General features: G+C 45.8%; 28 protein-coding genes. 13 read left to right on the top strand and 15 right to left on the bottom strand.

The window, feature by feature from the left end:
* Positions 1 to 65 precede the first annotated feature (65 nt).
* Genes EMM73_RS15470 through EMM73_RS15455 form a run of 4 tightly spaced genes read left to right on the top strand, consistent with a single transcriptional unit; the run spans position 66 to position 2,661 of the window.
* Positions 66 to 680, top strand: a complete 615-nt coding sequence (locus tag EMM73_RS15470; RefSeq protein WP_127687707.1) for a LysE family translocator — start codon at positions 66 to 68, stop codon at positions 678 to 680.
* 1 nt (position 681) lies between these two features.
* Entirely contained in the window at positions 682 to 1,314 is a 633-nt protein-coding gene (locus tag EMM73_RS15465) for an ABC transporter ATP-binding protein (protein ID WP_127687706.1), read from the top strand.
* On the top strand, positions 1,286 to 2,332 hold the full coding sequence (locus tag EMM73_RS15460) for a hypothetical protein (protein WP_127687705.1): 1,047 nt from the start codon (positions 1,286 to 1,288) through the stop codon (positions 2,330 to 2,332). The genes EMM73_RS15465 and EMM73_RS15460 overlap by 29 nt, the downstream gene beginning before the upstream one ends.
* 14 nt (positions 2,333 to 2,346) lie before the next feature.
* Positions 2,347 to 2,661: a rhodanese-like domain-containing protein gene (locus EMM73_RS15455; RefSeq protein WP_127687704.1), complete on the top strand. Its 315-nt coding sequence runs from the start codon at positions 2,347 to 2,349 to the stop codon at positions 2,659 to 2,661.
* Here the strand turns inward: EMM73_RS15455 and EMM73_RS15450 are convergent.
* Positions 2,651 to 3,271, bottom strand: a complete 621-nt coding sequence (locus EMM73_RS15450; RefSeq protein ID WP_127687703.1) for an START domain-containing protein — start codon at positions 3,269 to 3,271, stop codon at positions 2,651 to 2,653. The genes EMM73_RS15455 and EMM73_RS15450 overlap by 11 nt on opposite strands.
* Before the next feature lie 61 nt (positions 3,272 to 3,332).
* Here EMM73_RS15450 and EMM73_RS15445 point away from each other — a divergent pair, with 61 nt between their 5' ends.
* The 6 genes from EMM73_RS15445 (at position 3,333) to EMM73_RS15420 (ending at position 9,653) form a co-directional block, all read left to right on the top strand.
* On the top strand, positions 3,333 to 3,869 hold the full coding sequence (locus EMM73_RS15445; protein ID WP_127687702.1) for a hypothetical protein: 537 nt from the start codon (positions 3,333 to 3,335) through the stop codon (positions 3,867 to 3,869).
* On the top strand, positions 3,869 to 4,240 hold the full coding sequence (locus EMM73_RS15440) for a hypothetical protein (protein WP_127687701.1): 372 nt from the start codon (positions 3,869 to 3,871) through the stop codon (positions 4,238 to 4,240). The genes EMM73_RS15445 and EMM73_RS15440 overlap by 1 nt, the downstream gene beginning before the upstream one ends.
* Positions 4,241 to 4,256: 16 nt before the next feature.
* The gene (earP, locus tag EMM73_RS15435) at positions 4,257 to 5,411 is read left to right on the top strand and encodes an elongation factor P maturation arginine rhamnosyltransferase EarP (protein ID WP_127687700.1); all 1,155 of its coding nucleotides are present in this window, start codon (positions 4,257 to 4,259) and stop codon (positions 5,409 to 5,411) included.
* A gap of 18 nt (positions 5,412 to 5,429) precedes the next feature.
* Positions 5,430 to 5,990 carry an elongation factor P gene (efp, locus tag EMM73_RS15430; RefSeq protein ID WP_008899474.1) on the top strand — a complete coding sequence of 187 codons (561 nt, stop codon included), beginning with the start codon at positions 5,430 to 5,432 and terminating at the stop codon, positions 5,988 to 5,990.
* 105 nt (positions 5,991 to 6,095) lie between these two features.
* Complete coding sequence (locus EMM73_RS15425; RefSeq protein WP_127687699.1) at positions 6,096 to 6,611, top strand: GNAT family N-acetyltransferase; 516 nt, start codon at positions 6,096 to 6,098, stop codon at positions 6,609 to 6,611.
* Between the two features lie 1,119 nt (positions 6,612 to 7,730).
* Positions 7,731 to 9,653, top strand: a complete 1,923-nt coding sequence (locus EMM73_RS15420) for a methyl-accepting chemotaxis protein (RefSeq protein WP_127687698.1) — start codon at positions 7,731 to 7,733, stop codon at positions 9,651 to 9,653.
* A 56-nt stretch (positions 9,654 to 9,709) separates the two neighbouring features.
* Here the strand turns inward: EMM73_RS15420 and EMM73_RS15415 are convergent, their stop codons facing one another.
* The 14 genes from EMM73_RS15415 to EMM73_RS15350 all read right to left on the bottom strand — a co-directional run bounded on the left by EMM73_RS15415 (position 9,710) and on the right by EMM73_RS15350 (position 19,971).
* Positions 9,710 to 10,081 (bottom strand): DUF6746 family protein, encoded by a 372-nt coding sequence (locus EMM73_RS15415; RefSeq protein WP_127687697.1) that lies wholly within the window; start codon positions 10,079 to 10,081, stop codon positions 9,710 to 9,712.
* A 65-nt stretch (positions 10,082 to 10,146) separates the two neighbouring features.
* A complete protein-coding gene (gene dacB / locus EMM73_RS15410; protein WP_127687696.1) occupies positions 10,147 to 11,637 on the bottom strand; it encodes a D-alanyl-D-alanine carboxypeptidase/D-alanyl-D-alanine endopeptidase in 1,491 nt (496 codons plus the stop codon).
* A gap of 13 nt (positions 11,638 to 11,650) precedes the next feature.
* The gene (locus EMM73_RS15405; RefSeq protein ID WP_127687695.1) at positions 11,651 to 12,403 is read right to left on the bottom strand and encodes a M15 family metallopeptidase; all 753 of its coding nucleotides are present in this window, start codon (positions 12,401 to 12,403) and stop codon (positions 11,651 to 11,653) included.
* Between the two features lie 37 nt (positions 12,404 to 12,440).
* On the bottom strand, positions 12,441 to 13,835 hold the full coding sequence (locus EMM73_RS15400) for a Na+/H+ antiporter NhaC family protein (protein ID WP_127687694.1): 1,395 nt from the start codon (positions 13,833 to 13,835) through the stop codon (positions 12,441 to 12,443).
* 270 nt (positions 13,836 to 14,105) lie between these two features.
* On the bottom strand, positions 14,106 to 14,918 hold the full coding sequence (locus EMM73_RS15395; protein WP_127687693.1) for a BON domain-containing protein: 813 nt from the start codon (positions 14,916 to 14,918) through the stop codon (positions 14,106 to 14,108).
* Between the two features lie 19 nt (positions 14,919 to 14,937).
* Positions 14,938 to 15,282, bottom strand: a complete 345-nt coding sequence (locus EMM73_RS15390) for a CsbD family protein (RefSeq protein WP_127687692.1) — start codon at positions 15,280 to 15,282, stop codon at positions 14,938 to 14,940.
* A 123-nt stretch (positions 15,283 to 15,405) separates the two neighbouring features.
* Positions 15,406 to 15,717 (bottom strand): BON domain-containing protein, encoded by a 312-nt coding sequence (locus EMM73_RS15385; protein ID WP_127687691.1) that lies wholly within the window; start codon positions 15,715 to 15,717, stop codon positions 15,406 to 15,408.
* A 102-nt stretch (positions 15,718 to 15,819) separates the two neighbouring features.
* Positions 15,820 to 15,966, bottom strand: coding sequence for a lmo0937 family membrane protein (locus EMM73_RS15380; protein WP_127687690.1), 147 nt, complete (start codon positions 15,964 to 15,966; stop codon positions 15,820 to 15,822).
* 225 nt (positions 15,967 to 16,191) lie between these two features.
* Positions 16,192 to 16,608, bottom strand: a complete 417-nt coding sequence (locus tag EMM73_RS15375; protein ID WP_127687689.1) for a PRC-barrel domain-containing protein — start codon at positions 16,606 to 16,608, stop codon at positions 16,192 to 16,194.
* Positions 16,609 to 16,701: 93 nt separating this feature from the next.
* The gene (locus tag EMM73_RS15370; RefSeq protein WP_127687688.1) at positions 16,702 to 17,433 is read right to left on the bottom strand and encodes a Crp/Fnr family transcriptional regulator; all 732 of its coding nucleotides are present in this window, start codon (positions 17,431 to 17,433) and stop codon (positions 16,702 to 16,704) included.
* 272 nt (positions 17,434 to 17,705) lie between these two features.
* On the bottom strand, positions 17,706 to 18,434 hold the full coding sequence (locus EMM73_RS15365; protein ID WP_127687687.1) for a Crp/Fnr family transcriptional regulator: 729 nt from the start codon (positions 18,432 to 18,434) through the stop codon (positions 17,706 to 17,708).
* Positions 18,435 to 18,573: 139 nt separating this feature from the next.
* On the bottom strand, positions 18,574 to 18,867 hold the full coding sequence (locus tag EMM73_RS15360; RefSeq protein WP_127687686.1) for a hypothetical protein: 294 nt from the start codon (positions 18,865 to 18,867) through the stop codon (positions 18,574 to 18,576).
* Entirely contained in the window at positions 18,864 to 19,277 is a 414-nt protein-coding gene (locus tag EMM73_RS15355) for a phage holin family protein (protein WP_127687685.1), read from the bottom strand. The genes EMM73_RS15360 and EMM73_RS15355 overlap by 4 nt, the downstream gene beginning before the upstream one ends.
* Positions 19,278 to 19,620: 343 nt before the next feature.
* Positions 19,621 to 19,971, bottom strand: a complete 351-nt coding sequence (locus tag EMM73_RS15350; protein ID WP_127687684.1) for a DUF883 family protein — start codon at positions 19,969 to 19,971, stop codon at positions 19,621 to 19,623.
* Between the two features lie 320 nt (positions 19,972 to 20,291).
* On the opposite strand from EMM73_RS15350, the gene EMM73_RS15345 reads away from it, so the two are divergent.
* The 3 genes from EMM73_RS15345 to EMM73_RS15335 all read left to right on the top strand — a co-directional run bounded on the left by EMM73_RS15345 (position 20,292) and on the right by EMM73_RS15335 (position 22,431).
* Entirely contained in the window at positions 20,292 to 20,711 is a 420-nt protein-coding gene (locus EMM73_RS15345; protein ID WP_127687683.1) for a DUF4398 domain-containing protein, read from the top strand.
* Positions 20,708 to 21,571, top strand: a complete 864-nt coding sequence (locus EMM73_RS15340; RefSeq protein ID WP_127687682.1) for an OmpA family protein — start codon at positions 20,708 to 20,710, stop codon at positions 21,569 to 21,571. The genes EMM73_RS15345 and EMM73_RS15340 overlap by 4 nt, the downstream gene beginning before the upstream one ends.
* A gap of 317 nt (positions 21,572 to 21,888) precedes the next feature.
* Positions 21,889 to 22,431 carry a ferritin-like domain-containing protein gene (locus EMM73_RS15335; RefSeq protein WP_127687681.1) on the top strand — a complete coding sequence of 181 codons (543 nt, stop codon included), beginning with the start codon at positions 21,889 to 21,891 and terminating at the stop codon, positions 22,429 to 22,431.
* The last annotated feature ends 10 nt before the right edge of the window (positions 22,432 to 22,441 follow it).

The raw sequence follows: 22,441 nt of genomic DNA, 5'->3' as shown, positions 1-22,441 counted from the left end.
TGTTGTATTACGGCCCTGATCTGCTTTAGATTCAATGCATTAAATCCTTGTAGTCCGGAGTTGAATTGGACGTTTTTTTCGCTGTACTGTTTTTTGCCTTTTCTACCACTATTACCCCAGGTCCGAATAACATCATGATGTTGTCCTCCGGCGTGAACTATGGTGTTAAAGCCAGCTTGCCGCATTTTTTCGGTATTTGTTTTGGTTTCCCTTTAATGGTGTTGCTGGTTGGTTTGGGTTTTGGCGTGGTGTTTGAACGTTATCCACAGCTGCATCTGTGGATCAAAGTCATAGGTGTTCTGTATTTGCTGTGGCTGGCCTGGGTAATAGCTTCCAGCACACCCAGTAGTATTGAAGGCTCTGATGCTAAACCTTTTAGTTTTCTGCAAGCGGCCTTATTTCAGTGGGTGAATGGCAAAGCCTGGATCATGGCATCAGGAGCTGTGGCTGCTTTTACCACAGTGGCAGGTAACGCCTGGTGGGATGTCACTCAAATCACCGCAGCATTTTTGCTGGTTAGTTTTCCGTGCGTTGGCGTTTGGTTAACCTTTGGCGCTTTGCTGCGTTCCGTTTTAAACCAGCCTTTGTATCAGCGTATTTTTAATTGGGCTATGGCCTTGTTACTGGTATTGTCTGTGCTTCCGGTATTGACTGAGCTTTATAGCAACTGGATAAACTAAGATGTTGATTATTGACAATTTAAGCTTTGGTTATGGTAAGCAGCAGCTGTTTTCAAATTTAAGGCTGCAGCTAGATACTGGCTTACATTGGTTAAGTGGTGCCAATGGCAGCGGTAAATCCAGTTTATTGCGGGTTTTGGCAGGATTGGATAAAGCCCAGCTGGGCAGTATTGAGTTTGAGCAGCATAAGGCGGGTAGCGCCTCTTATCAAAAATTAGTGGCAATAAGTGCGGATGCAGTGGCGCCTCTTCAGGACAACACTGTGCTTGGCATATTGCAGCTGGTGGCTCGTTGTCGTGGCGCATCCATGGATCAACTGATGCTTCATGCAGACGCTTTTACGCTCGGCTCTTTGTTGCAGCAACAAGTGGCTGTGTTGTCGTTAGGGCAGCAGAAAAAATTAAGTTTAACTTTGGCCTTGGCGACAAAGCCGCAGCTGCTATTGCTGGATGAGCCTTTTAACGCTTTGGACCTGGATTCTTTGCGTTATTGCTGCACGCAATTGCAGAAGGCGAAAGAACAGGGAGCTTTAGTGCTGATAGCCAGTCATTTATCCCCCCAAAGTTTTGAACTGGCAGTCGATCAACATCTGGAGTTAAAGGCTGGTGGGCACTTATCTTTTAGTTCGCTTTGAGCTGTTCTGGCAGCAAGCTTGTAACGCCTTTGCGCCTCTGCATAAGTTTTCAGCTTTGTTTGTCATGCTGGCTGGTCATGCGCTGTTGGGGCTGATGGCTCCTTTGGTGTTGCTGGGATTCCAGTTGTTTAACCCGGAGCTCGGGACTGTCGAACGCTGGCCTTATCTGCAGATGTTATTGGTGGTTCTGTTCTGCTGGCAAGGTGGCGTGGCATGGCAGCAAAAACCAGTGGCGCAGCAGTATTTTGTTGAAAGTCTGGCGCCTTCTGCCAAAGTAGCGAACTTGAGCAATACATTGATGGCCACTGTAAATCAGCTGCCATTCTGGTTTTTAACCTTGCCGGCATATAGTTATCTGTTACTCAGCGGTAAAACTATGGCCTATGTTGACGCTATCCAATTACTGCTGGTGCTGATGGCACTCTGTTTGGGCTTTAAAGCCCGTCAAACCAGCTGGCTGGCATTAGTGGCAGTTTTTGTGTTGCCTGCCATCAGCTTCTGGAGTTTGCCTTTATTGGCGTTGATGCTGCTGGAAAGGGCATGGCAACAACAGTTAAACGGGCAGCAGTTATCAGCGGGCTCGTTGCTTCGTTATTGGCTCTATTGGTTTATCCGGCAGCAACAAAATAAAGCTATGGTATTGCTGATCGTTTTTGTACTGGCTTTATGGCACTACTGGCTGGAGCAACAACTCAAGCCTGAAGCTATACTATTTATAAGTGCGGTTTTTAATTGGATCCTGGCTTTGTTGTGTTATGCGCAGCAAAAGTTATGGCAACAGCATCTGTTGGCTCAGCATTATTTTTGGTTAGCTCTGTGTACGACAAAGCAGTGGCTTGTGTTAAAACTGTTGAATGTTTTACCTGTATTGCTGGCTCTTCTGCTGGCACTGAGCTTATTTGATGCTGTGTCTGCTGTTTGCACTATAGCTTTGGCTGTTGCTTTGAGTTTCAGCCAACAGCTGAAGTTACTGTCGGTGGCGAGCTGTTGTTTTATCCTTTTAGTGGTATTGAACTGATAAGGTCTCCTGCTATGAAAACCTTGATGACATTGCTTTTACTCTGTAGTCAGATGGCTTTAGCCCACACTTTATGGATAGATGTGCGCACTGCAGAAGAGTACAACGCAGGGCATTTAGAAGGCGCGATCAACATTCCTTATGATGAAATTGAACAAAAAATTGCAGCTGTCAGTGCGGATAAAACAGCCGATATTCAGCTTTATTGCCGCAGTGGACGTCGCTCAGGCATAGCTCTGGAAACCTTGAGAGGGATGGGCTACAGCAAAGTGACGAATGCCGGAGCTTATGAGCAGCTCAAACAAAAACAGCCTAAATCTAATGAGTAGCTTGTGGTGCTTTTACCTGGTAAAGAGGGCGCTTTAATTCGGTTTTAAAGGCAACATAGCTGGATCGTAGCGAGCTTATAGTGAGTTGTTGCACCAGCCATTTAGGCAGTTCACCGCCTGGGTTGGCGCTGCCCTGATACTGCATGATAAACCCCTGGTCCCTGGCGGTTAAAGTCCAGACTGCTTTGACATCGCGAATTCGCACATAGTTTTTAGTTTCAGGCACTATATAGGAGCAGTCACTGATTTTGATCTCGATCTTACTCTCTTCTCTGCTCACATCAGCACAGGTCACCATATCCCGTGGCCTGACTGGCCAGACCGAGGTAAAACGGGTATAAACCTTCCAGTGATGTTCTGTGCTGCCATCCAAAAGCCTGGCATCTTCGCTTTGTTTCAGCCAGCGCTGTACTGATTTGGTGTCTTTGAGTAATAGCAAAAAGCTCTCTGGTGTGCCCGAATAAAAGGCACTGGCTTTGACCTCCAGCTCTGGGGTGTATCTGTAGCTTAAACTGATGCCGGCTTTGGTTTTTAATGAGGTCCATACAGGTTCTGCAGAAGCAGAGGGTTGAGCCAGCAACCATAAAACCACAGCGAATAAAAAATGCATAACCACCTGACTTTTTTCGTTAAGATACAAGTCTATCCGAAACACAAGGTTGTTGGGTGCGATGAAAAGCAGTATCGATGAAAAAATAGCGCTGGAACATCAGGCCGCCAAACTTTTTATGCGACTGTACCAGCAGAAATTCGGCGTCAAAATGCAGCATATCTGGCACAATGAGCCAGCTAAGCCTGATGTGTCCTGTTATCTGCAGCAACAACGGCTGGATCTGGAGATTGCGCATTTGTATGGCAGCGAAGCCGAAGCAATGAAAATACTGGGGAGGGAGCTTAAAGGCGGCACCCTTGAAGCTTTGCAGTCTCTGGACCACTGGCCTGTCGCAGAGCGTTTATTGCAGGCGCTGAATAGACTCATTAGCAACAAAGCACAAAAAAGTTATGACTCCGAAAAAGTCTGGCTGGTGATCCGCAATGCTCATCCGGATTGGCAGGCACAAGAGCTGGAACAAACCCCACATTTGTTAAAAATTCCGCTAAAACATCCGTTTGAACAGATTTGGCTGGTGGCGGATATGACGGGGCAGGCCGGACTTGTGCCTTTGTACCCGTTGTCCACGGCCAATGAAAAGAAAGAGCAAAACTGATGAAACTGCTTAACAAAGCTCAGCAGTTAGCGCAAAGGCTGTATTTCTGGCGTTTTGGCCTACTATTTTTAGGTTTTTATGCGCTTGGTTTTGGTTTTTATTATCTGTTGCAAGGCCCATCCGTGGTCTATGAAGTCGCCTTGTTATTATGTGTAGTATTGTTAGGCTGGGTGTTATTGGCCTGGCTGGCGTTACTTTTATTTCGTCATTTACCTGATTGGCAAACACCACAAAGTGGGTGGCAGAGATTAAAACAAGCAGTGCATAAATTGTGGTATCAGGCCTTGCTTTGGGGTTGTCTGCTGCTTAGTATCGCCACTTTGTATTTAATGGCCAAAGCGCTGAAAGCTTTGATCAGCCAACTGGTTTAATAGATGAAAGGTAAGCATGCGCTGTGATTTGTTTTGCTCTGTAGTAGATAATTTTGGCGATATTGGTATTTGCTGGCGTTTAGCTCGCCAATTACAAAATGAACATCAATGGCAAGTCACCTTGTGGGTCGACGATTTAGTCAGTTTTCAGAAAATTTGTCATAGTGTAAATCCACAGCTGGCCAGTCAGATGCAACATAATGTGCTGGTACGACATTGGACTGCTGTATTGCCAGAGCTTGTCGCGGCGGATAGGCCAGATTTGGTGATTGAAGCTTTGGCCTGCACCATTCCGCAAACCTATTTACAGTGGATGGCTGCTTTTACTGATAAACCTCTATGGCTGAACCTGGAGTATTTGTCGGCTGAAGACTGGGTGCATGGTTGCCATGCCTTGCCATCGCCTCATCCGCAGTTACCGCTGCAAAAGTATTTCTTTTTCCCGGGTTTTACTGAGCAAACTGGTGGCTTGTTAAGAGAGCAGGGGCTGGTTGATTCTTTGGTAAAACTTAGTGATACACCAGTGCTGCAACTGCAGTTTTGGCAACAACTTGGCCTGTTGGATGCGATGGATTATCAGCAAAAAATCTCATTGTTTGCTTATAGTCAGGCTGGAATTCAACCTTGGCTGGAACAGCTGGCTGGTGCAACAGTAAAAACGCTAGTGTTGGTACCACAAGGGCAACTGGCAATAGATTTAACCCAACTTTTCTCCGAACTAAAAACAGGACGTTTTGACCATAAGTCATTGAGTATCCGTATTTTAGATTTTATGCCTCAGCCTATGTACGATCAGTTACTGGCCTGCTGTGATATCAACTTTGTCCGGGGTGAAGACTCGGTGATCCGAGCTCAGTGGGCGGGTAAACCTTTTATTTGGCAAATATACCGTCAGGACGAGCAGGCGCATTTGATTAAATTAGACGCGTTTTTGCACAAGTACCTGCAGCAGGCATCAGAGGAACAAAAAGACTGCCTGAAAAATCTGCATATGGCCTGGAATCTGGAGCAGGATATCAGTACAGAATTCGCTTTGTTCGGCAATTTTAGTGAGCAAATTCAAAAGCATAATAAAAAATGGCAGGAATATTTAATTCAGCAGCAAGATCTTGCCAGCAACCTCGTGCGTTTTGCTGAAAATAAACTTATAATGTCGCGCAATTTTTCCTAACAAGAAGATATTTCAATTATGATGAAGACTGCTCAAGAAGTACGCGCTGGCCAGGTAATCATGGTCAACAACGAGCCAATGGTTGTTCAGAAAGCTGAATTCAACAAATCTGGCCGTAACGCTGCTGTTGTAAAAATGAAAATGAAAGGTCTGTTAACTGGTGGCGGTCTTGAGACTGTATACCGTGCTGACGACAAGTTCGAACAAGTTATGTTAGACACTAAAGAAGTAACTTATTCTTACTACGCAGACCCAATGTATGTATTTATGGATGCTGAGTACAACCAGTACGAAATCGAAGCAGACAACATGACTGATGCTCTGAAGTATCTGGTTCCGGATATGCAGTGTTCAGTTGTATTCTACGGCGAGCGTGCTATCTCTGTTGACTTACCTCCATTCGTTGTTCGTGAAGTGGTTTACTCTGAACCAGCAGCACGTGGCGACACTTCAGGTAAAGTGATGAAGCCAGCTAAGCTGGATACAGGTTTCGAATTAATGGTTCCTGCTTTCGTTGAAATCGGCGACAAAATCGAAATCGATACCCGTACTGACGAATACCGCAGCCGCGCTAAGTAATTAGCCCTCCTGTGATACCAGGGGCCAGAGTAAAGTTAAATCCTGAATTTAATTTTACTCTGGCCCCTTTGTTTTTCTGACCCAGTACTTTTTTAAGGAATTCTGATGAGCATTATTTCAACCCGCATTGATGGCCTTGAACTGCGTTTAGCAACAGAAGCCGATGTTCCTGTTATTTTAAGTTTTATTCAGCAATTAGCTGAGTATGAAAAGTTGCTGGATCAGGTGGTAGCCACTGAGCAAAAATTGCGCGACACCTTGTTTGCTGACAAAGCTTATGCCGAAGTGGTGCTGGCTAACTATCAGGGTAAAGATGTAGGTTTTGCATTGTTTTTTCATAATTACTCGACCTTTTTGGCCAAGCCAGGAATTTATCTGGAAGACTTGTTTGTCGAACCAGCCTGCCGTGGTGTGGGCGTCGGCAAAGCGTTGATCACTTATCTGGCGAAGCTGGCGGTAGAGCGTGATTGTGGTCGGCTGGAATGGTCTGTACTGGACTGGAATCAGCCTGCTATCGACTTTTATCAGTCTTTAGGCGCTGTGATGTTACAGGACTGGCGCATCAACAGGGTGACTGGCGCTACCTTGACCCAGATGGCAGAGCTTTTCCCTGCCCCTTAGTCTCAGGCTTTGTACTATCGAAGTGAGTATAAAGCAGATAGGGCTGGCGTCTCTGACCTAGGCTTGGTGCATCACACAGCCAGCTCTGAAGAACGCATGCTTTGTTCCATTCTTGTTCAATCTCTGGCCTGGGTTTTAAAATTTCCGATTGCTGGTAAAGCCAGTTGAGATAAAAGACTGCAGCTGTTGTGTTGCATAAAAAGGGTCTTTTGCCTGCATTAACCATCCTCAGTGCTGCTCAGGTAATAAAAAACCAGTCAGGACAAAACCCATTTCATTGGCAAGGCGAGATACGAGAGAGCATAGCTGCTCTTGTGGCTGCTTTGGCTAGTTTAATGATGCCTTTGTATCAAAGCTTATTTAAACCAAGCGAGGCAAGTCGGGATTTAATGCAAACTTGTTGGATAATCAACCTTAACTCGACATAAGCCTTGCCACTGAATAGACATCTTTTCGCGCCTTGAGATCCACAAAATCTGTGCATTCAGTCAGCAAAGACTTTGCTTGCTTGACCTAATAGTTTTACTTCGTTGATTTAATTCATTACATCAAAAAAAATCGACACTCTTTATCCCGAGTTCAGGTTAATCAAATCTATTTTTCTGTGACCTTTTTTTAAAAGGGGCGTTCTGTTTCTGTTCTGGTTCTGGCATACTCTTTTAATATTGAGAACGGTTACATTGATAAAAATGAAATTTATGAAAGAGTTTTTGGTTTTTTGATTGATTATTTGATAAAAGTGAAATATGTTTAAATAACAATAAACAGTGTTTCTTATTTGAATAAGTCAGGCAAGGCCTCAGGCTCAGTCACGTTTTAGTCCGGGTGCGACCGGACTAAAGCTTTCGTAATAAAACGGACTTTAATTACGAAACTTGGGTTAACATTCTTTAAAAAGAATGTCCTGAAACAGCAGAACCCTGCTTTGCATGGTTTTGCAAGGCCAGTCTTATTGACTGGCCTTTTTTATAGCCTTGCCCCTCAACACAAGCTATAGATACAAGCTATACATAATAGTCGGTAAGAATGGCATTGTACTCATTACCGACTAGGCTATTCATGCAGCTTTGATTTAAATCACTTTTAGTCGAAGCAATTTACATACACCGAGGGGGCCCTATGTCAGTACAGCGCAAGTTTATGTTAACACTCACAGGCCTGGTTTTACTGGCAATGTTAGCCTCTATCATTCTGATTTCATTCACTAAATATCAAGAAATAGAAAGCTCCGTCAACCAAGACCAAGACCGTTTGAATCGGGAAATCACCAATATCCTGACCATCACTGACAGCTTGCTGAGCCAACAGGTTCAAAGCAGCATGAAACTGTTCCTCCGTCGTATTGCTGAAATGGGAGCTGTATCGCAGGGCGATGATTTAACTTTTGGTCCACAACAGGTTCCTGATTTACTTTTAGGCACTGCAGCTCAGGGGAACAATTACCAGCTGGTCGATGACCTTACAAGCATTATGGGTGGGACAGCTACTATTTTTAGCCGGTCAGGAGAAGATTTTGTTCGTATCTCCACTAATGTCGTGACAGACAAGGGCAGAGCTACTGGTACTCTGCTGGCGCCGACCGGTGCCGCTATAGCTGCGATAAGGCAAGGTAAAGCATTTTACGGTTCTGTGGATATTTTGGGTAACCCTTTTGTGACTGGTTATGAACCATTACTCAACGCACAAGGTGCAGTGGTCGGTATAGGATATGTTGGCTACAAAGCCGATTTAGAGTCTCTGCAACAGTTATTGGCGTCCAGCCGTCTACTTGATTCAGGTTTTGTTGCCTTGCTCGACAGGAACGGTGCTATTCGCGCTCAATCCAGTCATATTCAGGCATCAGAACTGGAACAAATCCTGAAAACAAAAAATCCGGATTGGTCTATCCAAACCGCACAATTCGCCCCTTGGGGTTACCAAATTGTCTCGGCATATTCCCATGCTGAGTTAAATGCCGCAGTGCGCGACAATGTAATTAAACGGTCAGTCGCTATAGCTGTAGGTGCCATTATTCTTCTGCTTGTAGTGTACTGGCTGACCCATAGCATAGTAGTGACCCGAGTCAATGACACCATACGTGCTATTAAAGCTATTACTGAAGGCGAGGGTGATTTAACCCGGCGTTTTTCCAATTACAGCAGTGACGAGTTTGGTGAAATGGCCCGCTGTTTTGATCAATTGCTCGAGCAACTGCGCCTGACTATAGTTGAACTGAGATCCATGACCCATGGTTTGGTGCAAGCTTCTGTCGAACTAACCAAGGTTGCCGAAGAGTCCAGTGCTGAAGTTGCAAAACAGACCAGTGATATTGAAGTAACAGCGTCATCCATTCATGAGTTAGCTACAACATCTTCTGTCGTGGCGCAAAATGCGGAGCAGGCAGAACATGCCAGCGTTGAAGCGTCAAAGTTGACTCAAGGCGCAATGAAAACCTTGGACGCAGCGGTGAAAAATGCTGCACAACAGCTTCAGGACTCTCAGCATTCGCAACGTTCAATTGCAACTTTATCGGCTTCAAGCGCTGAAATTGGTAAAGTACTGGAAGTCATCAATACCATAGCGGAGCAAACCAATCTGCTGGCTTTAAATGCTGCCATCGAAGCAGCCAGGGCTGGGGAGCAAGGCCGCGGTTTTAGTGTGGTTGCTGACGAGGTACGCTTGCTAGCTGGCCGCACTCAGTCCTCTACTGGTGAAATTAAACGCATGATAGAGCAATTGCAGCAAGGGGTGACCGAAGTTCAGCTGTTAAACACTAATGCACAGGACACAGTAAAAGATAATGAAATCAAAGCAAGCCAGGCCAATAATGCAATGGTCTTGGTACTAAAAGCTATTGAAGAAATCAACCAACTGAACGCACAAATCAGCTCGGCCGCAGCCGAGCAGCGTGATGTGGCTGATGCTGTAAATCAAAAAACCAGTCATATTCACTCAGCGGCACAGCAAAATGCAATGCATAGCGCCACGACGAAAGACTCAAGTCAGGGCCTTAAGCAAATAGCGGAAAATTTTAGCGCCGTCTTATCTAAGTTTAAAGTCTGAATAGCTTTTGCAGGGGCATCAGCAGCAGTCTGATGCCCTGTTTCTTTAATTCAGCTTTACTTTACCAATGTAGTGGCATTTTTCAGATATAAAGCACCTTGTTGCTGTACCGTGCTGACATCCATTTTTTCAGAAGCAATATGCACTTCTTCCAACACCACTTTGAGTTGGGCTGTTTCCTGATGAATTTTTTCCAACGCTACTTCCATGCTGTAGGTCAGCTGATGAATTTCAGCCATAGCCTCAGGGGTAAGCTTGGCAGATTGCAGCTGAGCAAAACGTTGATTTGCTTCTTTAAAGTTAACCACAGCTTCCGCCAGAGTTTTGGCTTCTTTGCCTTTGAAATGATCTGGCCGTTCCAGAGCGGATATGGCAAAAGAGCTGGCTATCAAGGCAACACAACCTAAAACTAATACTGAACTTTTCATCGCAGACTCCATTAATTACATTTAGATGAGAATAGTTATCAACAAGGTTATCATGAAGTCAGGGGCTACACCAGATCGGTTGTGTTATCGTAGATTATTTTATCGCTTTGTTTGGTGATCCACTCGATCAAGCTATCCAGCACATGCCTCGCTCTGGCCGCTTTGGGATCATTGATAAAGCTGGCCACTACCCAAACCCGGCCGCTTTGGTCTGTAACAAAACCAGCCAGCGCCACTACATTTCTCAAAGAGCCGGTTTTTAATCGAGCTTTACCTAGGGTCTGGGCTTGGGTTAAACGTCGTTTTAAGCTGCCGTCGACTCCTGCCAGGGGCAGACTTGCCAGTAACTCCGGCTGATACTGTGCCCGAAATGCATGCTGTAACAGGGCCGCCAACAAGTGTGGGCTGATGCGCTCAGTTCTTGATAAACCAGAACCATTTTCTAAGCTTAGGCTGCTATCGTCCAAAGCTAATTTACGGATAAAACTACGAATGTGTTTCTCAGAAGTGATGGCGGTCAATTCAGTTTCTGTTGCGCCTTGGTGTGCTCCTATTGCCAGATACAGTTGGCGCGTCAGGGCATTGTCAGAGTTCTTATTGATATCCCTCAGTACTTCAGCCAAGGTACGACTTTGGTGCTCAGCAAGCAGCACTGTGGCCGCAGCGGCCTTTTGCTCCAGCACAGGGACTGCTATTTGTCCGGAGATTTGCTGCCATAGCTGCTGAATCGCTAAACGGGTGAAATCGACTCTGTTGATCAGTTGTAAATAATCATAGTTGTGGCAGTTTTTTGGAAACTTACCCTGTACCACCAATTGCACTGCATGAGGCTGACGTTTAAAGGCCAGTTGGTGCAGATCTGGATACCAGTCTGAACAGGCTGTGTCTGTCAGCTGAACCTGGTCCGTGATCAGTTCAAGACCTTGCAGCGACGGATAAAATTGCCCAGAAAGCTGTTCTGCAGTGGACTTCAGGCTGATCCCCAACATATTCCGCTGTAAAAACAAAGCGTCTGGCAATAGGTTGTAATATTCACGTGGAGTTTCATCAAAAGGTAAAGCGCTGAGCTCTTGACGGGCTGGATTAAACCAGCTGCGGTCGATATGAATTGCCGGTATCTGCCTTATGCCCAAGTCATAGGCCTGCTGTAGCAAGAACCAAAGCTGCTGCAGCGTCAAATCCATATCTGCGACCCCTTGAAGTACTAAGGGGTGCCGCATTTGCTTTTGTGCCTGCTCATAAGCTAGTAACTGAGTTTTACCGCGATAGGCAGCACCCAATAGCTCCAGCCCAGTGATACTGGTCAGCAGCTTCATGGTCGATGCGGGTTGCATAGATTTTTCCGCTTGATAACTAACTTTTTCTGTCGGATTGGTTAAAGGATAGGCTACATAAGCGAGAGCCTCAGCAGGTAGCCGTGCTTGTTGTAACTGCGCTACTAACTGTGATTGCAATTCTTCTTGTGTCAGATGCTGTGCTTTATCTGCAGGACTGCTGGTACAGGCCAGGATAGATAAGGCAAAAACACAAAGGACTATAACTCGCTGAGCTGGCATTCGACATCCTTGGTTATTGCACCGGAAAATCAAAGTAGGTCGTAGGGTAGTTTTCAGCAGTCAAGCTAAAATGCCACCACTCTCTTGCATACGAGATAAAGCCTTGTTGTTGCATCAGATCTTTGAGTAACAAACGATTGGCTTTTTGTTGTGCGTTCACTGCTGTACTGTCTGAATATGAGATGCTGTCGAATAATAGGTAAGAGCCTCCCATATCAAGCTGTTGCCATTGGCCTGCAGCATTTTTTTGCAACAAGGTAAGGTCCACGGCAGAAGCTCGGCTATGGTCTGAATAGGCCGTTATAAAAGTGGGACTCAACTGATTTTTCTGCAGTTTGGGGTAAAAAGATGCTTTGGTGCTTTGATCTGTAGTGTCAGCACTCCATAACATCAAGTGATTGGATGCGCGCTGGGGACGGTAACAATCCAGTAATTGCAGCTGATAACCCAGACGTTGTGCTTTTTGCGCCACGAGAGCCAAAGCTTCGGCAGTATTTTTGGTTAGAAAGCAGCTATTTGCCTGATAACCTGGCACTGTTTTGCCAGTAAAGTTATTGTTGCCTGCAAAAGCCATAGCGATTTGAAGCTGGTTTGTCACCTCCAGAAGATTGATAATATCTGCAGGTTGGCGGGGCTCAACCCTAATCTTATCCAGTGTTTTTGCAGTGTCAGTTGCGGCCTGCGGCGCTGTTTTTTTTTGCTGTACTGTAGTGACGCAGGACACCAGTAAAAAGCAACTAAAAGTGACTAAGGCTGGTATTTTCATCTGATGATCATCCCGTTTTTGCTGTGTTTGTCTATCGTTAGCCTATCATCAACCAGCCACTGATTAAAAAAGCCAGCAGCGCCAGCGCACCGCAAAACAGAGCATAAGGCAGTTGAGTTTTTACGTGCTCTAACACGTCACAACCGGCAGCGACGGAGCTGACTACCGTGGTGTCGGAAATAGGCGAGCAATGATCACCCCAAATCCCACCACTTAAAATAGCCGCCAGCAGCAGAGAAGGAGGTAAGCCCAGCATTTCCACCAGTGGCATACCAATAGGGATTAAAATGGCAAAAGTGCCCCAAGAAGTGCCTGTAGTAAAGGAAATAACAGCGCCAGCGATAAAAAGCAAGGCGGGAATAAGTACCAGTGGCGTGGATTCTTTGACAAAAGATGCAACATAAAGCCCAGTGCCAAGATCTTTCATCGCACTACCCAGAGCCAGCGACAGCAAGACGATACTAACTAAAGGTAACAACTCACTCATGCCTTTAAAGCCCATAATCACCAACTGTTGATGGTTGAATTTTGTGCTGTAAATCATCAGACCATAAGCGACGACACAAGCCAGGGTGGTTGCGTACAACGCCGCTTTGGCGCCTGAGCCATCCACCAAATTGCCATTGCCAGTCCAGAACATAAAAGCCACCATACCTAAAACCAGTGTCAGAAGTGGCACCAGCATCAGCGAAGATGTGGTTGGCGCTATCTCCAAATCACTCTGATTCGATACTGAATTTAACTCGATTTCAGACTGTTTCATCGGGCCATAGACTTTGTCGGTATAGATGGTGTAAAACACCGTTATCAAGGTGAATAACGCATAAAAATTAAGTGGGATACTGCCAATTAACACGGATATTGCAGATTCTGGCAAGCTATAGCTGCTTAACAGTCCCAGTACATAAGCGCCCCAGCCATTCAGTAAGATTAAAATACAGATAGGAGCGCTGGTGCTGTCTACAATATAAGCCAGACGGGCGCGGCTCATTTTAAACTTATCGTATAAACCGCGGGATACTATGCCAGCCGTCAAAGCACTCAGGTTGGATTCAATAAAAACCAAAATACCTATGCCATAACTGATAAAACCAGCCTGGCGTTTAGTCCGGGCTACGCCTTTGCGAATAAACCAGTTCACCATAGCTGAGACGCCACCAGAATCGCGCATATAGGCCATTAGCGCGCCTATCAGCAATGAAAATAACAAAATTCTGCTGTTATCGGCGGAAGAGGTGACTGAAATGATTCGCTCCAGACTTTGCACTGGACCCTGTAACAGGGCGCCAAACAGGCTCAAGTCAGGTTGTTTTAGATAAAGTAAAACTTCAGCACAAGAGACGGCTAAAATCAGTGCCAAAATGACTTCTTTACGCCAAATAACGACGGCAATAGCCACTACAGCGGGTAATAAACTTAAACTATCAGGCACTCTAGCTTCCCTAGATACAGAGTTAAGCAAATAATAGCTTTTATACTGCAGCAATTAGCAGTGCCTTTCCAGTTCGCTTAAGCTTTTTATCAGGTGAGTGGACTGATTTTTATGAAGAATAGAGGAAACGTCAGGTTTTCAAGGACAAATAGCAAGGAAAAACAAAAAAAATAGCTACGGCTTGGATTGGAGCTGTAGCTAATTCACTGCTGTTACAGCTGCTGGTTTGGGCCATTGATGCAGCTGTGCAAGCAAAATCGGAACATGCTTTTATTTAAAGGTCAGGCTTGCGGCATCCACGCTTTGCACACCTTTAATATTCTCTGCTAGTTGCACAGCCAGCGCTTTTTCAGAACCACTATCAACCAAGCCATCAAGCGTAACCACACCTTTGTTCGTATTGACAGCTATGTCGGAACCGTCGACATTACTCGAATACATCAAAGTGGATTTCACTTTAGTGGTGATCCAGCTATCGGCGATCACTGTGCCAGGTTTGGATTCGTTATCCGGATCCGCGACTACTGTTAGTTTGTTGTCCACTGAGACTACACCTCTGGTGGTTATCGCCAGGTTGCCAGCTAACTCAACCGCTTCCTTCGTTTGCGCACTGCCGGTTAAGGTGACCATGCCTTTTTTGGTGGTGATTTTTGTATCGCCGCTATCGATATAGCGACTCCACATTAACTTTGATTTGACCGCCGCTGTTACACTGGCATCATCAATATGTTCAGCATAACTTGTGCCGTCTTTCCTGATGGGGGTTTGGTAGTTATCTTCGGTGATCATCTTATTATCAACGTCGTCTATACCTTTGACGCCTTGCGCAATTTCAGTGGCTAAATCTTTATTTACATCATTTTCTACTCTACCACTGATAGTGGCTTTGCCCTCTGTGACAGCGACACTGATATCATCGTGGCGTAAATAAGGGCTGAGCTGGTATGTGGTTTGAATTTGGCTCTCCAGCCGCGCATCCAGTAGTTGCTGGCTCGTTTTGCTGTCTTGAGCTATCACAGGGACTGACACACTGGCTAACATCAAAACCAGCGCTGTTGAGTGTTGTTTGTTGAGTCGTTTCATAGTGTTCTCCTTGGCAAGATTAACCGCGATTATCGATAAATTTTTTCACTTGTTTGTCAGCGTCAGGGCGACTGATGGAATAACGTTTTTGTACCAGCTCAGCTAATTTATCAGCTGCGCCTGCTGATTTTTTTAACTCACTTTGAGACAGCTTGGTCCACATTTTTTGGGCCGCTCCAAGGCGTTTTTGCCAGGCATCTTCTGCTACTTTGTCTTGTTGTGGCGTTGTTACTCCGTTAACCAGACTCTTTTGCGAACTAGCTGCTGTTGAGGTTTGAAGTTGATTTACTACTTTGGTGCTTGCTGCCGAAGTTCTTGTACTTGCAAGACTGATGCTAGTTATGTTCTGTTTAGATGAAGTCATAAGTATTCTCCTGGGCCAGCATGCTGTTGCAATGGTGCAAGGCATGCGGGGGATAACGTTTGACTACCATAAACCGGATAGGAAATCAGTTCGGTGCGCTGACGCGCTAAACGAACCAAAAGCTTATTTGATTTGCATATCATCTTGAACCGACATAACGCCGGCTATGCTGCGCGTCAGCACAATGGCGCGGTTGGCGTCAGTACGTGACTGAATAAAGCCACTTAATTGCACCACGCCTTTGAAGGTTTCCACGTTGATTTCCGCAACGTTTAAACCTGCTTCTGCTAAAAAGGCTGCTTTTACTTTAGCGGTGATCACTGTGTCGTCGATGTATTCACCCGTTCCTTCCGAGGTGCGGTTGGAGGCACAGCTCAGGCTGCCCAGGACTGTTACTGCCAGCAGGCCAGCAGTTACTAAAGCTTTTATCGTCATCAGTTGTAGTTCCTTGATTTTAGTTGAACTGAGTTCAGGTGCTTGAAAGAGTCTGGTTCAAAGCAAGCTGAGTTCATAAAAGGCCAGACTGGGCTGAAGTGATCAAAGACGGCGTCTTTGTACTATGCGCAGTATAAAAAGCACTAATGCCACAACCAGCAAAAGGTGCAATGCACCCCCTAACGAGTAAGATGACACCATGCCCAACAGCCATAAAATGACCAGCACAGCAACAATTGTTTCTAACATGTGGTACTCCGGATCGGTAAAGAGGTAGTTACTTTGGAGTAAGAGCTGATCAGGGTCTGTGCGTTGACGTACTCAGAGCCAACTCTCTTAACGCTGCAGAACTCAGCTGGAGGCCAGAGGCTAAAACTTAAGTAACCCGGGTGTGGATAGAACCGAAAAAAGCCCCAAAATCAGGGGCAGAGTTTGAGTGATTTGACTATCGGCAGTTGTTCATCAAGAGCTGTGTCAGGAGTTGCTACTCTGGTAGTAACCGTGGATCAGTTCCTGCCAGCTGCTGTCAGCCATATCGGGCCAGTGGTCTTTATCAAAACCTGGCGCGTTATCCAGTTTGTCTTTATTGACATTCAGTTTAAATCTTTTGTGTTCGGTATCCAGAACTAATGAGCTCCATGGCACCGCAAACAGTTTTTCCCCCATGCCTAAAAAAGATCCGAAGGACAACACGGCATAGCTGACCTTGCCAGCTTTCATATCTAACATTAGTTCTTTGATATCACCGATTTTTTCTTCATGGTGATTATAAACATCATTGCCTATCAGGGTTTCCGCGCCCATCAGACCAGGGCCAGGTCCGTTGTTATCATGTTGAAATGGGCTGGTACTTTTATAAATGCCGTACTGATCTTTATCATTGTAATTCACTGAGAACTCCTTGAGGCTTTCGCCTGAGCTGCCGGCACAGCGGCATGATACCGGAACTCAAGTCTGCCTTATTCTGAGGGTTGCTTCCGTTCGTTAACGAACGAAGTCAGTCTGTACACTAGGTAAATCGGGTAAAAAAAGTTGTTGTTTATCAAGCAAGTCGCGATAGCAACTGCAGCTTACCTTCTCCAGTGCTGTGCGATTTAAAATATGAATTTGGCCTCTGTGATAATCGATGATATTTTTTTGTAGTAGCGCCCCTGCAGCTTCGGTCACACTGCTGCGCCTTACCCCCAACATCGAAGCCAGGTACTGGTGAGTCAGAAAAAACTGATCGCCATCAGCTCTGTCATGGGTCATCAATAACCAGCGGGCTAAGCGGGGTTCAGTTTCATGATAATGATTGCAGCAGACTAAACGGGTCAGTTGTATTACATAAAACGCGAGATACTGTTGCATTAGGTGTTGCAATGTAGAGCTATCTTTTAACTCTGCAGTAAAGACCTGAGTCTCGATCTGTAAAGCAGTGCCATTACCCTGAACTACGGCTTGTACTGGAGATAGATGCACACCAATACTAGACAACACTCCCAACATGCCCTCATTACCAATTAAACCTACTTCTAATCCTTGGTTATGCTGCATTGAGGTCAGAATGGAAATAAAACCTGATAAAGGGAAATAAACAAAACCACAGTCTTTTCCTTCCTCGCACAGCAATTGTCCAAATTCCATTTGGATAGTTTTGCCATGCCGTATGATCTTTTGCAGATCTTGATCGGACAATTGTTGCAAAAGTTTATTTTGTGGTGGGGCTCGTTGCATCTGATACGCCTTATTTAACAGGAATAAATAGCATTCTGTTTGATTTGATTGCAGATTTCTGTTCGCCACAGCACTAAACTTTTTGCCTCGCGCATCAAAGCTCAAAGGCGCAAAACGATGTTCATGCAGTCCCGTGCTACTTATCGCGGGTTCAGGTGAGATAGGTGGCGCAGGCTTACTCACACAACCGCAGTTGAGGCACTGTATCCAGGAGGGCGGGAGTCACAACCATAGCAATAAAAGCGCAGAAAACGTCAGGCAGCACAGCACAATCAGGTTCTTTTTGTGCTTTTAGCCCAGTGTAACAAACGGTCAGACTCTTTGCGGACTACCGCATAACACTCACAGCTTAAGCTCTCCAGTTTTGGACGATCAAGTACCTTTATATGACCTCTGTGATAATCAATCACTCCCAAACGTTGTAAACGTCCGGCCGCGTCAGTCACGCCTTCTCGGCGCACCCCCAACATATTGGCGATCAATTCTTGTGTCATCACCAACTCATTGCTGTCCAGTCTGTCGAGTGACAGCAGCAACCAGCGACATAATTGTTGGTCAATAGAGTGATGGCGGTTACAAACCGCAGTTTGTGCCATTTGAGTAATAAGTGCCTGAGTGTAGCGGAGTAAGGTATGCAACAAAGCACCGTGGCGATTAAATTCATCTTTTAAGCGCTGGCCTAATAAACGATAAGCCTGGCCAGCGCTCTGCACTATGGCTCTGCTGGTTGTACTTTCGCCCCCCATAAAAAGTGCGACACCAATCAACCCTTCATTACCTACCACCGAGATCTCGGCGGAAGCGCCACTTTCCATCACATACAACAAGGAGACGATCGAATTGGTAGGGAAGTAGACATAACGCAATGTATCACCGGATTCATAGAGAACTTTGCCTAAAGGTAATTCAACCAGCTCCATATGTGGACAGAGTCTATCCTGCGCGTCGGCAGGCAGGGCGGCCAGTAGGTGATTCTGTTGCGGGCCTTTTATATCAGACATCAAAAACTCCATGTATAAGTTAGCGATCAAGACCGATCGACGCCAGCTTATGCGGTTTGGACTTAGAAGTCTGTACGTCGCCGTACATAAGGCTGAAGATTATTGAATTGAGTTTTCAATTCAAAGACTAAAACTGCTGTCATTGCTGCGTCGTACGCTTTTTCTGTAGCCAGTGTTGCGCCAACCTCAAAGCGACAGACCAGAGCAAGGCCGATTCTTTGCTCTGAACTTTGTTGCTCAGCCGCACCAGCCAAGGGGCTGAATCCGCAAGTTGAGTTTGTAACAACCTCATCCCTAAACTTCGGGGAAAGGGATCGGCGTCTTTTGAGTGTTGCGGCTCGATAAGTTGTTGGATCAAAAGGCGTTGCTGTTTTATTCTCTGCCGTAGCAGCAGGATCTGGACCTGGATGGATAGTGACTGCTCTGTACTCATAGCTGGCGCCTGATAAGTTGTAGGTCAGTTTTTAGTTCCTCATAACAAGCACTAAAGGCGCTCTGACCTTTTTTGCCAAGTTGCTGGACTAGAAAAAAACAGCTGGCTGCAAGCAAGATAAATACCACAGGTAAAAGCCAAACAAAGAGGCTGAAGTGTGGATTAAACCTGTTCAGGTAAAGCAGTGCAAAGCCTGCAAACAGGCAAGCGAGCAACACAAAACTCATGCTCAGAGCGCTTACAAGCATAATCCACTGCAAACGACGTTTTTCTTGCTGCCATTCCAGTTGGATTAACTGGCTATGTAAACCCAATTGAGTCAGCAGTTGTGGACTGGCTTTATCGAGCAACCAAAGCCAAGGTGCAGGATCAAAACCAACAGAGGCATGTTCCATTTCAGGTATTGACATTTGAACTCCGATGAAAAAACCGACCTTAAACTGGTCGGTATATTTACCCGCCTTATTTCAGGATATAAAAACTGCGTCCTGAGTGGATGGGGGCTGAATTATTCAACCTGAACTCGGGATAAAACTCGGGATAAAGAGTGCCGGCCTTTTTCGATTTAACGAATTAAATCAACGAAGTAAGATTGTTGCTCAAAGCAGCACAAGTCGTTGCTGACGGAATATGCAGATTCTTATGGAGCCAAGGCGCTTTGTCGTTCGTCGTAGCAAGCTATGGCCAGACAGAGCAACGCACAGAGGAGTAAAAAGATGCCTATTCAGTGGCGCGGCTTATCCCGGCTTCAGATTATTTAGCCGCTGTACCGCTGTAGCGAGCGATAAAAGCACCCAATACGAAGCTTGTTGCAGCACAAACAGCAATAGATTGCCAAGGCTGCTGGTGCACGTAACGGTCTGTAACTTCTGCTGAGTGTCGTGCCTTGGCAGCAAAGTTTTGTCCTATCCCTTCCACTGAGGCTTTGGCTGTTGCCACTCGCTCAGTCAGCTTTTTCTTTGCTTGCTCAAATTCTGCTCCTGTCAAAGAAGTTGTGGTTTTGAGTAAGTCTTCGATGTCAGCAATAAAGTTGTGGAATTCATCGGTTAAAGCCGGGCCACTAGTGCTGATATGTTGAGCTGCGCCATCGATATGATTTGACATACATGCATCCTTTTAGAGTAGAAGAAATCTGGTCCTTGAAAAAATCTTAGCGTCAAATCCTTTTGCCCAGAGTGAGGAAGCAGAGTACAGGGTCGAAACTGGACTGTATGTGGGCCGTAACACAAAGCTGTGTATTCACTTTGTTTTACATCTTCATTTTTTTGATCAGTTCCAGTCATGTGATTTTGTGCGCGCTGGCGCACCGATAACACTGAGCTGAGGGGGCAGAATGCAACCACAGTCAGACTAGTACCCGGCTGAATTTCAGCAAGAGAATTGTCCTTTGGTGTTGTTTATTGATTAATGATCAGGGAGTTACCATGTATTTATCCACGAATGTATTTTCGTATGCCTCAAACCTCTACCCATCTGTTCGCCAGACTATAGTGCTCATCAGTCTGACTGCGCTGCTGGCTTCTTGTGCTTCAGCCCCTGAAGCACCGACAGGGCAGATCCAATCAGCAGAACAAGCCATAGCGGCAGCTGAGCGCATCACAGCCAGTGATTATGCATTGCCTGAATTACTGGAGGCCAGAGCAGATTTAGTCTCTGCGCGCACTGCTGTTCAGAATGAAGATATGGTGGCAGCGAGTCGTTATGCCGAGTTATCTAAAGCGGGTGCTGAACTGGCTTCTGCCCGGGCGGGAGAGGGAAAAATAAGAGCTGTTATCGACGATATGCAAAAAAATATCGATGTGTTAAGGCTGGAAATGCAACGTAAAACAGGACAAATGCAATGAAAATTACAACAAGTACAACGCCAATTCTTGTCCTAATCGCTGGTGTTATGGGTTTATCCGGTTGTAGCGCTACAGTAGTTAAACCTGAGGGATCTTATGCGGTCAGACAAAAACTAACGGCCTTGCAGGCCGACCCGGCGATGACAAACAGGGCTGTATTGCCGGTACAGCAGGCGACTACAGCTGTCGTCACAGCAGAGCAACCAACGAAAGACAAAGCTCTGGCCATCTACAGAGTCAAATTGGCAGACAAAAAAGTGGATATTGCGAAGGCTGTGGCACAGACCAGTTATCTGGAAGATCAATACAAAAGCTTGGGACAACAACAAGCGGATGCCCGTCTGAATTCCAGAACTCAGGAGGCAGATGCAGCCCGTTATGACGCTAAATTAGCCAGGCAGGATGCAACTACAGCTCAGGCTGAATCGGAAATGGCCAGACAACAGGCTTTAGAGTTAGAGCGAGAAATTAGCGAGCTCAACGCAAAACAAACCGAAAGGGGCTGGGTTGTGACTTTGGGCGATGTGCTTTTTGATACAGGCCGTGCCGAGCTCAAAGATGCTTCCCGGACTAACTTGTCGAAACTCTCTGCTTTCTTGACCCGTTATCCAGAGCGCACTGTAAAGATTGAGGGCCATACTGACAGCGTTGGTAGTTCTGATTCGAATCAAGGTTTGTCAGAGCGGCGCGCTAACTCAGTGCGACGTTATCTGGAGAATCAGGGAATAGCGTCGAATCGCTTGAATGCATCAGGTTTAGGTGAACATTCACCTGTCACTGATAACGATACAGCCAGCAGTCGTCAGCAAAATCGCAGAGTGGAAGTCATTATTGCCAATACAACAGCTGCAGCACTCTGAGTAAGCAGTGACCTTGTGATGCGGATAACTGCCAGAGCAGGTAGCTCTGGTGGCAACCCGGTCTACATTTGAACTTTGCAACCGTAAATTTTAGCGGACTCAATCTGGATGCAGTACAGCGCTGCTGGCACAAAGTGAGCAGAATTCACTCTGTGCAGCAATGCCACAGTTAGGTTCCTGCCGCTGCCGGATCACTGCTGTGCGCAAAGAAGACGGGTAAGAAGTACAGAATTTGTGCGCTACCTGAGTGCGTTAGCGAACATTGAGTTTGATTCTGCTGTATTAAGTTAATTCAGAGCATCCAAAAGGAAATATTGATGACTAAGCAAATGACCGAACATAAACAATTACGCCAGCACGCCAGAAAACATCTGGAAGCGGGTGCTGTTACCCATGGTTACCAAGCCGGGCGGGGTGAGTTGGTGCATTTATTGAATTCTGCCTTAGCTTCAGAACTGACTTGTGTATTGCGTTATCGCAGCCATCATTTTCTGGCTAAAGGTATTCATGCCAACGCAGTGTCAGCGGAGTTTTTGCAGCATTCCAACGCTGAGTTGCAACATGTGGATTGGCTCGCTGCCCGCATAGTACAACTGGGAGGTGAGCCTGATTTTTCACCTCAGGGTTTGATAGAACGGAGTCAGTCAATTTTTGGCTCTGGGCAAAACCTATATGAAATGATGAAAGAAAACCTGATTGAAGAGCGGGTTGCGATAGATCATTACAGAGAAGTGTTGCAGTTTATCGGCAGTGATGACCCAACCAGTACACTGCTGATCCAGAAGATCTTACAAACGGAAGAACAGCATGCTGACGAACTTGCCAGCTTATTATGGGGTCTGCCGGAGCAGCATAACTAAGCAGCATAAC

Origin of the sequence: Rheinheimera sediminis, from assembly GCF_004005375.1 — a bacterium.
Classification (GTDB): Bacteria; Pseudomonadota; Gammaproteobacteria; order Enterobacterales; family Alteromonadaceae; genus Pararheinheimera.
This window is presented reverse-complemented; position numbering and strand designations above follow the sequence as displayed.

What these genes read in the sequence shown, in the direction of transcription:
- EMM73_RS15420 (WP_127687698.1), top strand. Translation starts at nt 7,731, where the DNA reads ATGTCAGTACAGCGCAAGTTTATGTTAACACTCACAGGCCTGGTTTTA.
- EMM73_RS15340 (WP_127687682.1), top strand. Translation starts at nt 20,708, where the DNA reads ATGAAAATTACAACAAGTACAACGCCAATTCTTGTCCTAATCGCTGGT.
- EMM73_RS15385 (WP_127687691.1), bottom strand. Translation starts at nt 15,717, where the DNA reads ATGACGATAAAAGCTTTAGTAACTGCTGGCCTGCTGGCAGTAACAGTC.
- earP (WP_127687700.1), top strand. Translation starts at nt 4,257, where the DNA reads ATGCGCTGTGATTTGTTTTGCTCTGTAGTAGATAATTTTGGCGATATT.
- EMM73_RS15345 (WP_127687683.1), top strand. Translation starts at nt 20,292, where the DNA reads ATGTATTTATCCACGAATGTATTTTCGTATGCCTCAAACCTCTACCCA.
- EMM73_RS15395 (WP_127687693.1), bottom strand. Translation starts at nt 14,918, where the DNA reads ATGAAACGACTCAACAAACAACACTCAACAGCGCTGGTTTTGATGTTA.
- EMM73_RS15465 (WP_127687706.1), top strand. Translation starts at nt 682, where the DNA reads ATGTTGATTATTGACAATTTAAGCTTTGGTTATGGTAAGCAGCAGCTG.
- EMM73_RS15405 (WP_127687695.1), bottom strand. Translation starts at nt 12,403, where the DNA reads ATGAAAATACCAGCCTTAGTCACTTTTAGTTGCTTTTTACTGGTGTCC.
- EMM73_RS15440 (WP_127687701.1), top strand. Translation starts at nt 3,869, where the DNA reads ATGAAACTGCTTAACAAAGCTCAGCAGTTAGCGCAAAGGCTGTATTTC.
- EMM73_RS15450 (WP_127687703.1), bottom strand. Translation starts at nt 3,271, where the DNA reads ATGCATTTTTTATTCGCTGTGGTTTTATGGTTGCTGGCTCAACCCTCT.
- EMM73_RS15380 (WP_127687690.1), bottom strand. Translation starts at nt 15,966, where the DNA reads ATGTTAGAAACAATTGTTGCTGTGCTGGTCATTTTATGGCTGTTGGGC.
- EMM73_RS15415 (WP_127687697.1), bottom strand. Translation starts at nt 10,081, where the DNA reads ATGAAAAGTTCAGTATTAGTTTTAGGTTGTGTTGCCTTGATAGCCAGC.
- EMM73_RS15335 (WP_127687681.1), top strand. Translation starts at nt 21,889, where the DNA reads ATGACTAAGCAAATGACCGAACATAAACAATTACGCCAGCACGCCAGA.
- EMM73_RS15370 (WP_127687688.1), bottom strand. Translation starts at nt 17,433, where the DNA reads ATGCAACGAGCCCCACCACAAAATAAACTTTTGCAACAATTGTCCGAT.
- EMM73_RS15445 (WP_127687702.1), top strand. Translation starts at nt 3,333, where the DNA reads ATGAAAAGCAGTATCGATGAAAAAATAGCGCTGGAACATCAGGCCGCC.
- EMM73_RS15390 (WP_127687692.1), bottom strand. Translation starts at nt 15,282, where the DNA reads ATGACTTCATCTAAACAGAACATAACTAGCATCAGTCTTGCAAGTACA.
- EMM73_RS15365 (WP_127687687.1), bottom strand. Translation starts at nt 18,434, where the DNA reads ATGTCTGATATAAAAGGCCCGCAACAGAATCACCTACTGGCCGCCCTG.
- EMM73_RS15425 (WP_127687699.1), top strand. Translation starts at nt 6,096, where the DNA reads ATGAGCATTATTTCAACCCGCATTGATGGCCTTGAACTGCGTTTAGCA.
- EMM73_RS15350 (WP_127687684.1), bottom strand. Translation starts at nt 19,971, where the DNA reads ATGTCAAATCATATCGATGGCGCAGCTCAACATATCAGCACTAGTGGC.
- efp (WP_008899474.1), top strand. Translation starts at nt 5,430, where the DNA reads ATGATGAAGACTGCTCAAGAAGTACGCGCTGGCCAGGTAATCATGGTC.
- EMM73_RS15355 (WP_127687685.1), bottom strand. Translation starts at nt 19,277, where the DNA reads ATGTCAATACCTGAAATGGAACATGCCTCTGTTGGTTTTGATCCTGCA.
- dacB (WP_127687696.1), bottom strand. Translation starts at nt 11,637, where the DNA reads ATGCCAGCTCAGCGAGTTATAGTCCTTTGTGTTTTTGCCTTATCTATC.
- EMM73_RS15360 (WP_127687686.1), bottom strand. Translation starts at nt 18,867, where the DNA reads ATGAGTACAGAGCAGTCACTATCCATCCAGGTCCAGATCCTGCTGCTA.
- EMM73_RS15455 (WP_127687704.1), top strand. Translation starts at nt 2,347, where the DNA reads ATGAAAACCTTGATGACATTGCTTTTACTCTGTAGTCAGATGGCTTTA.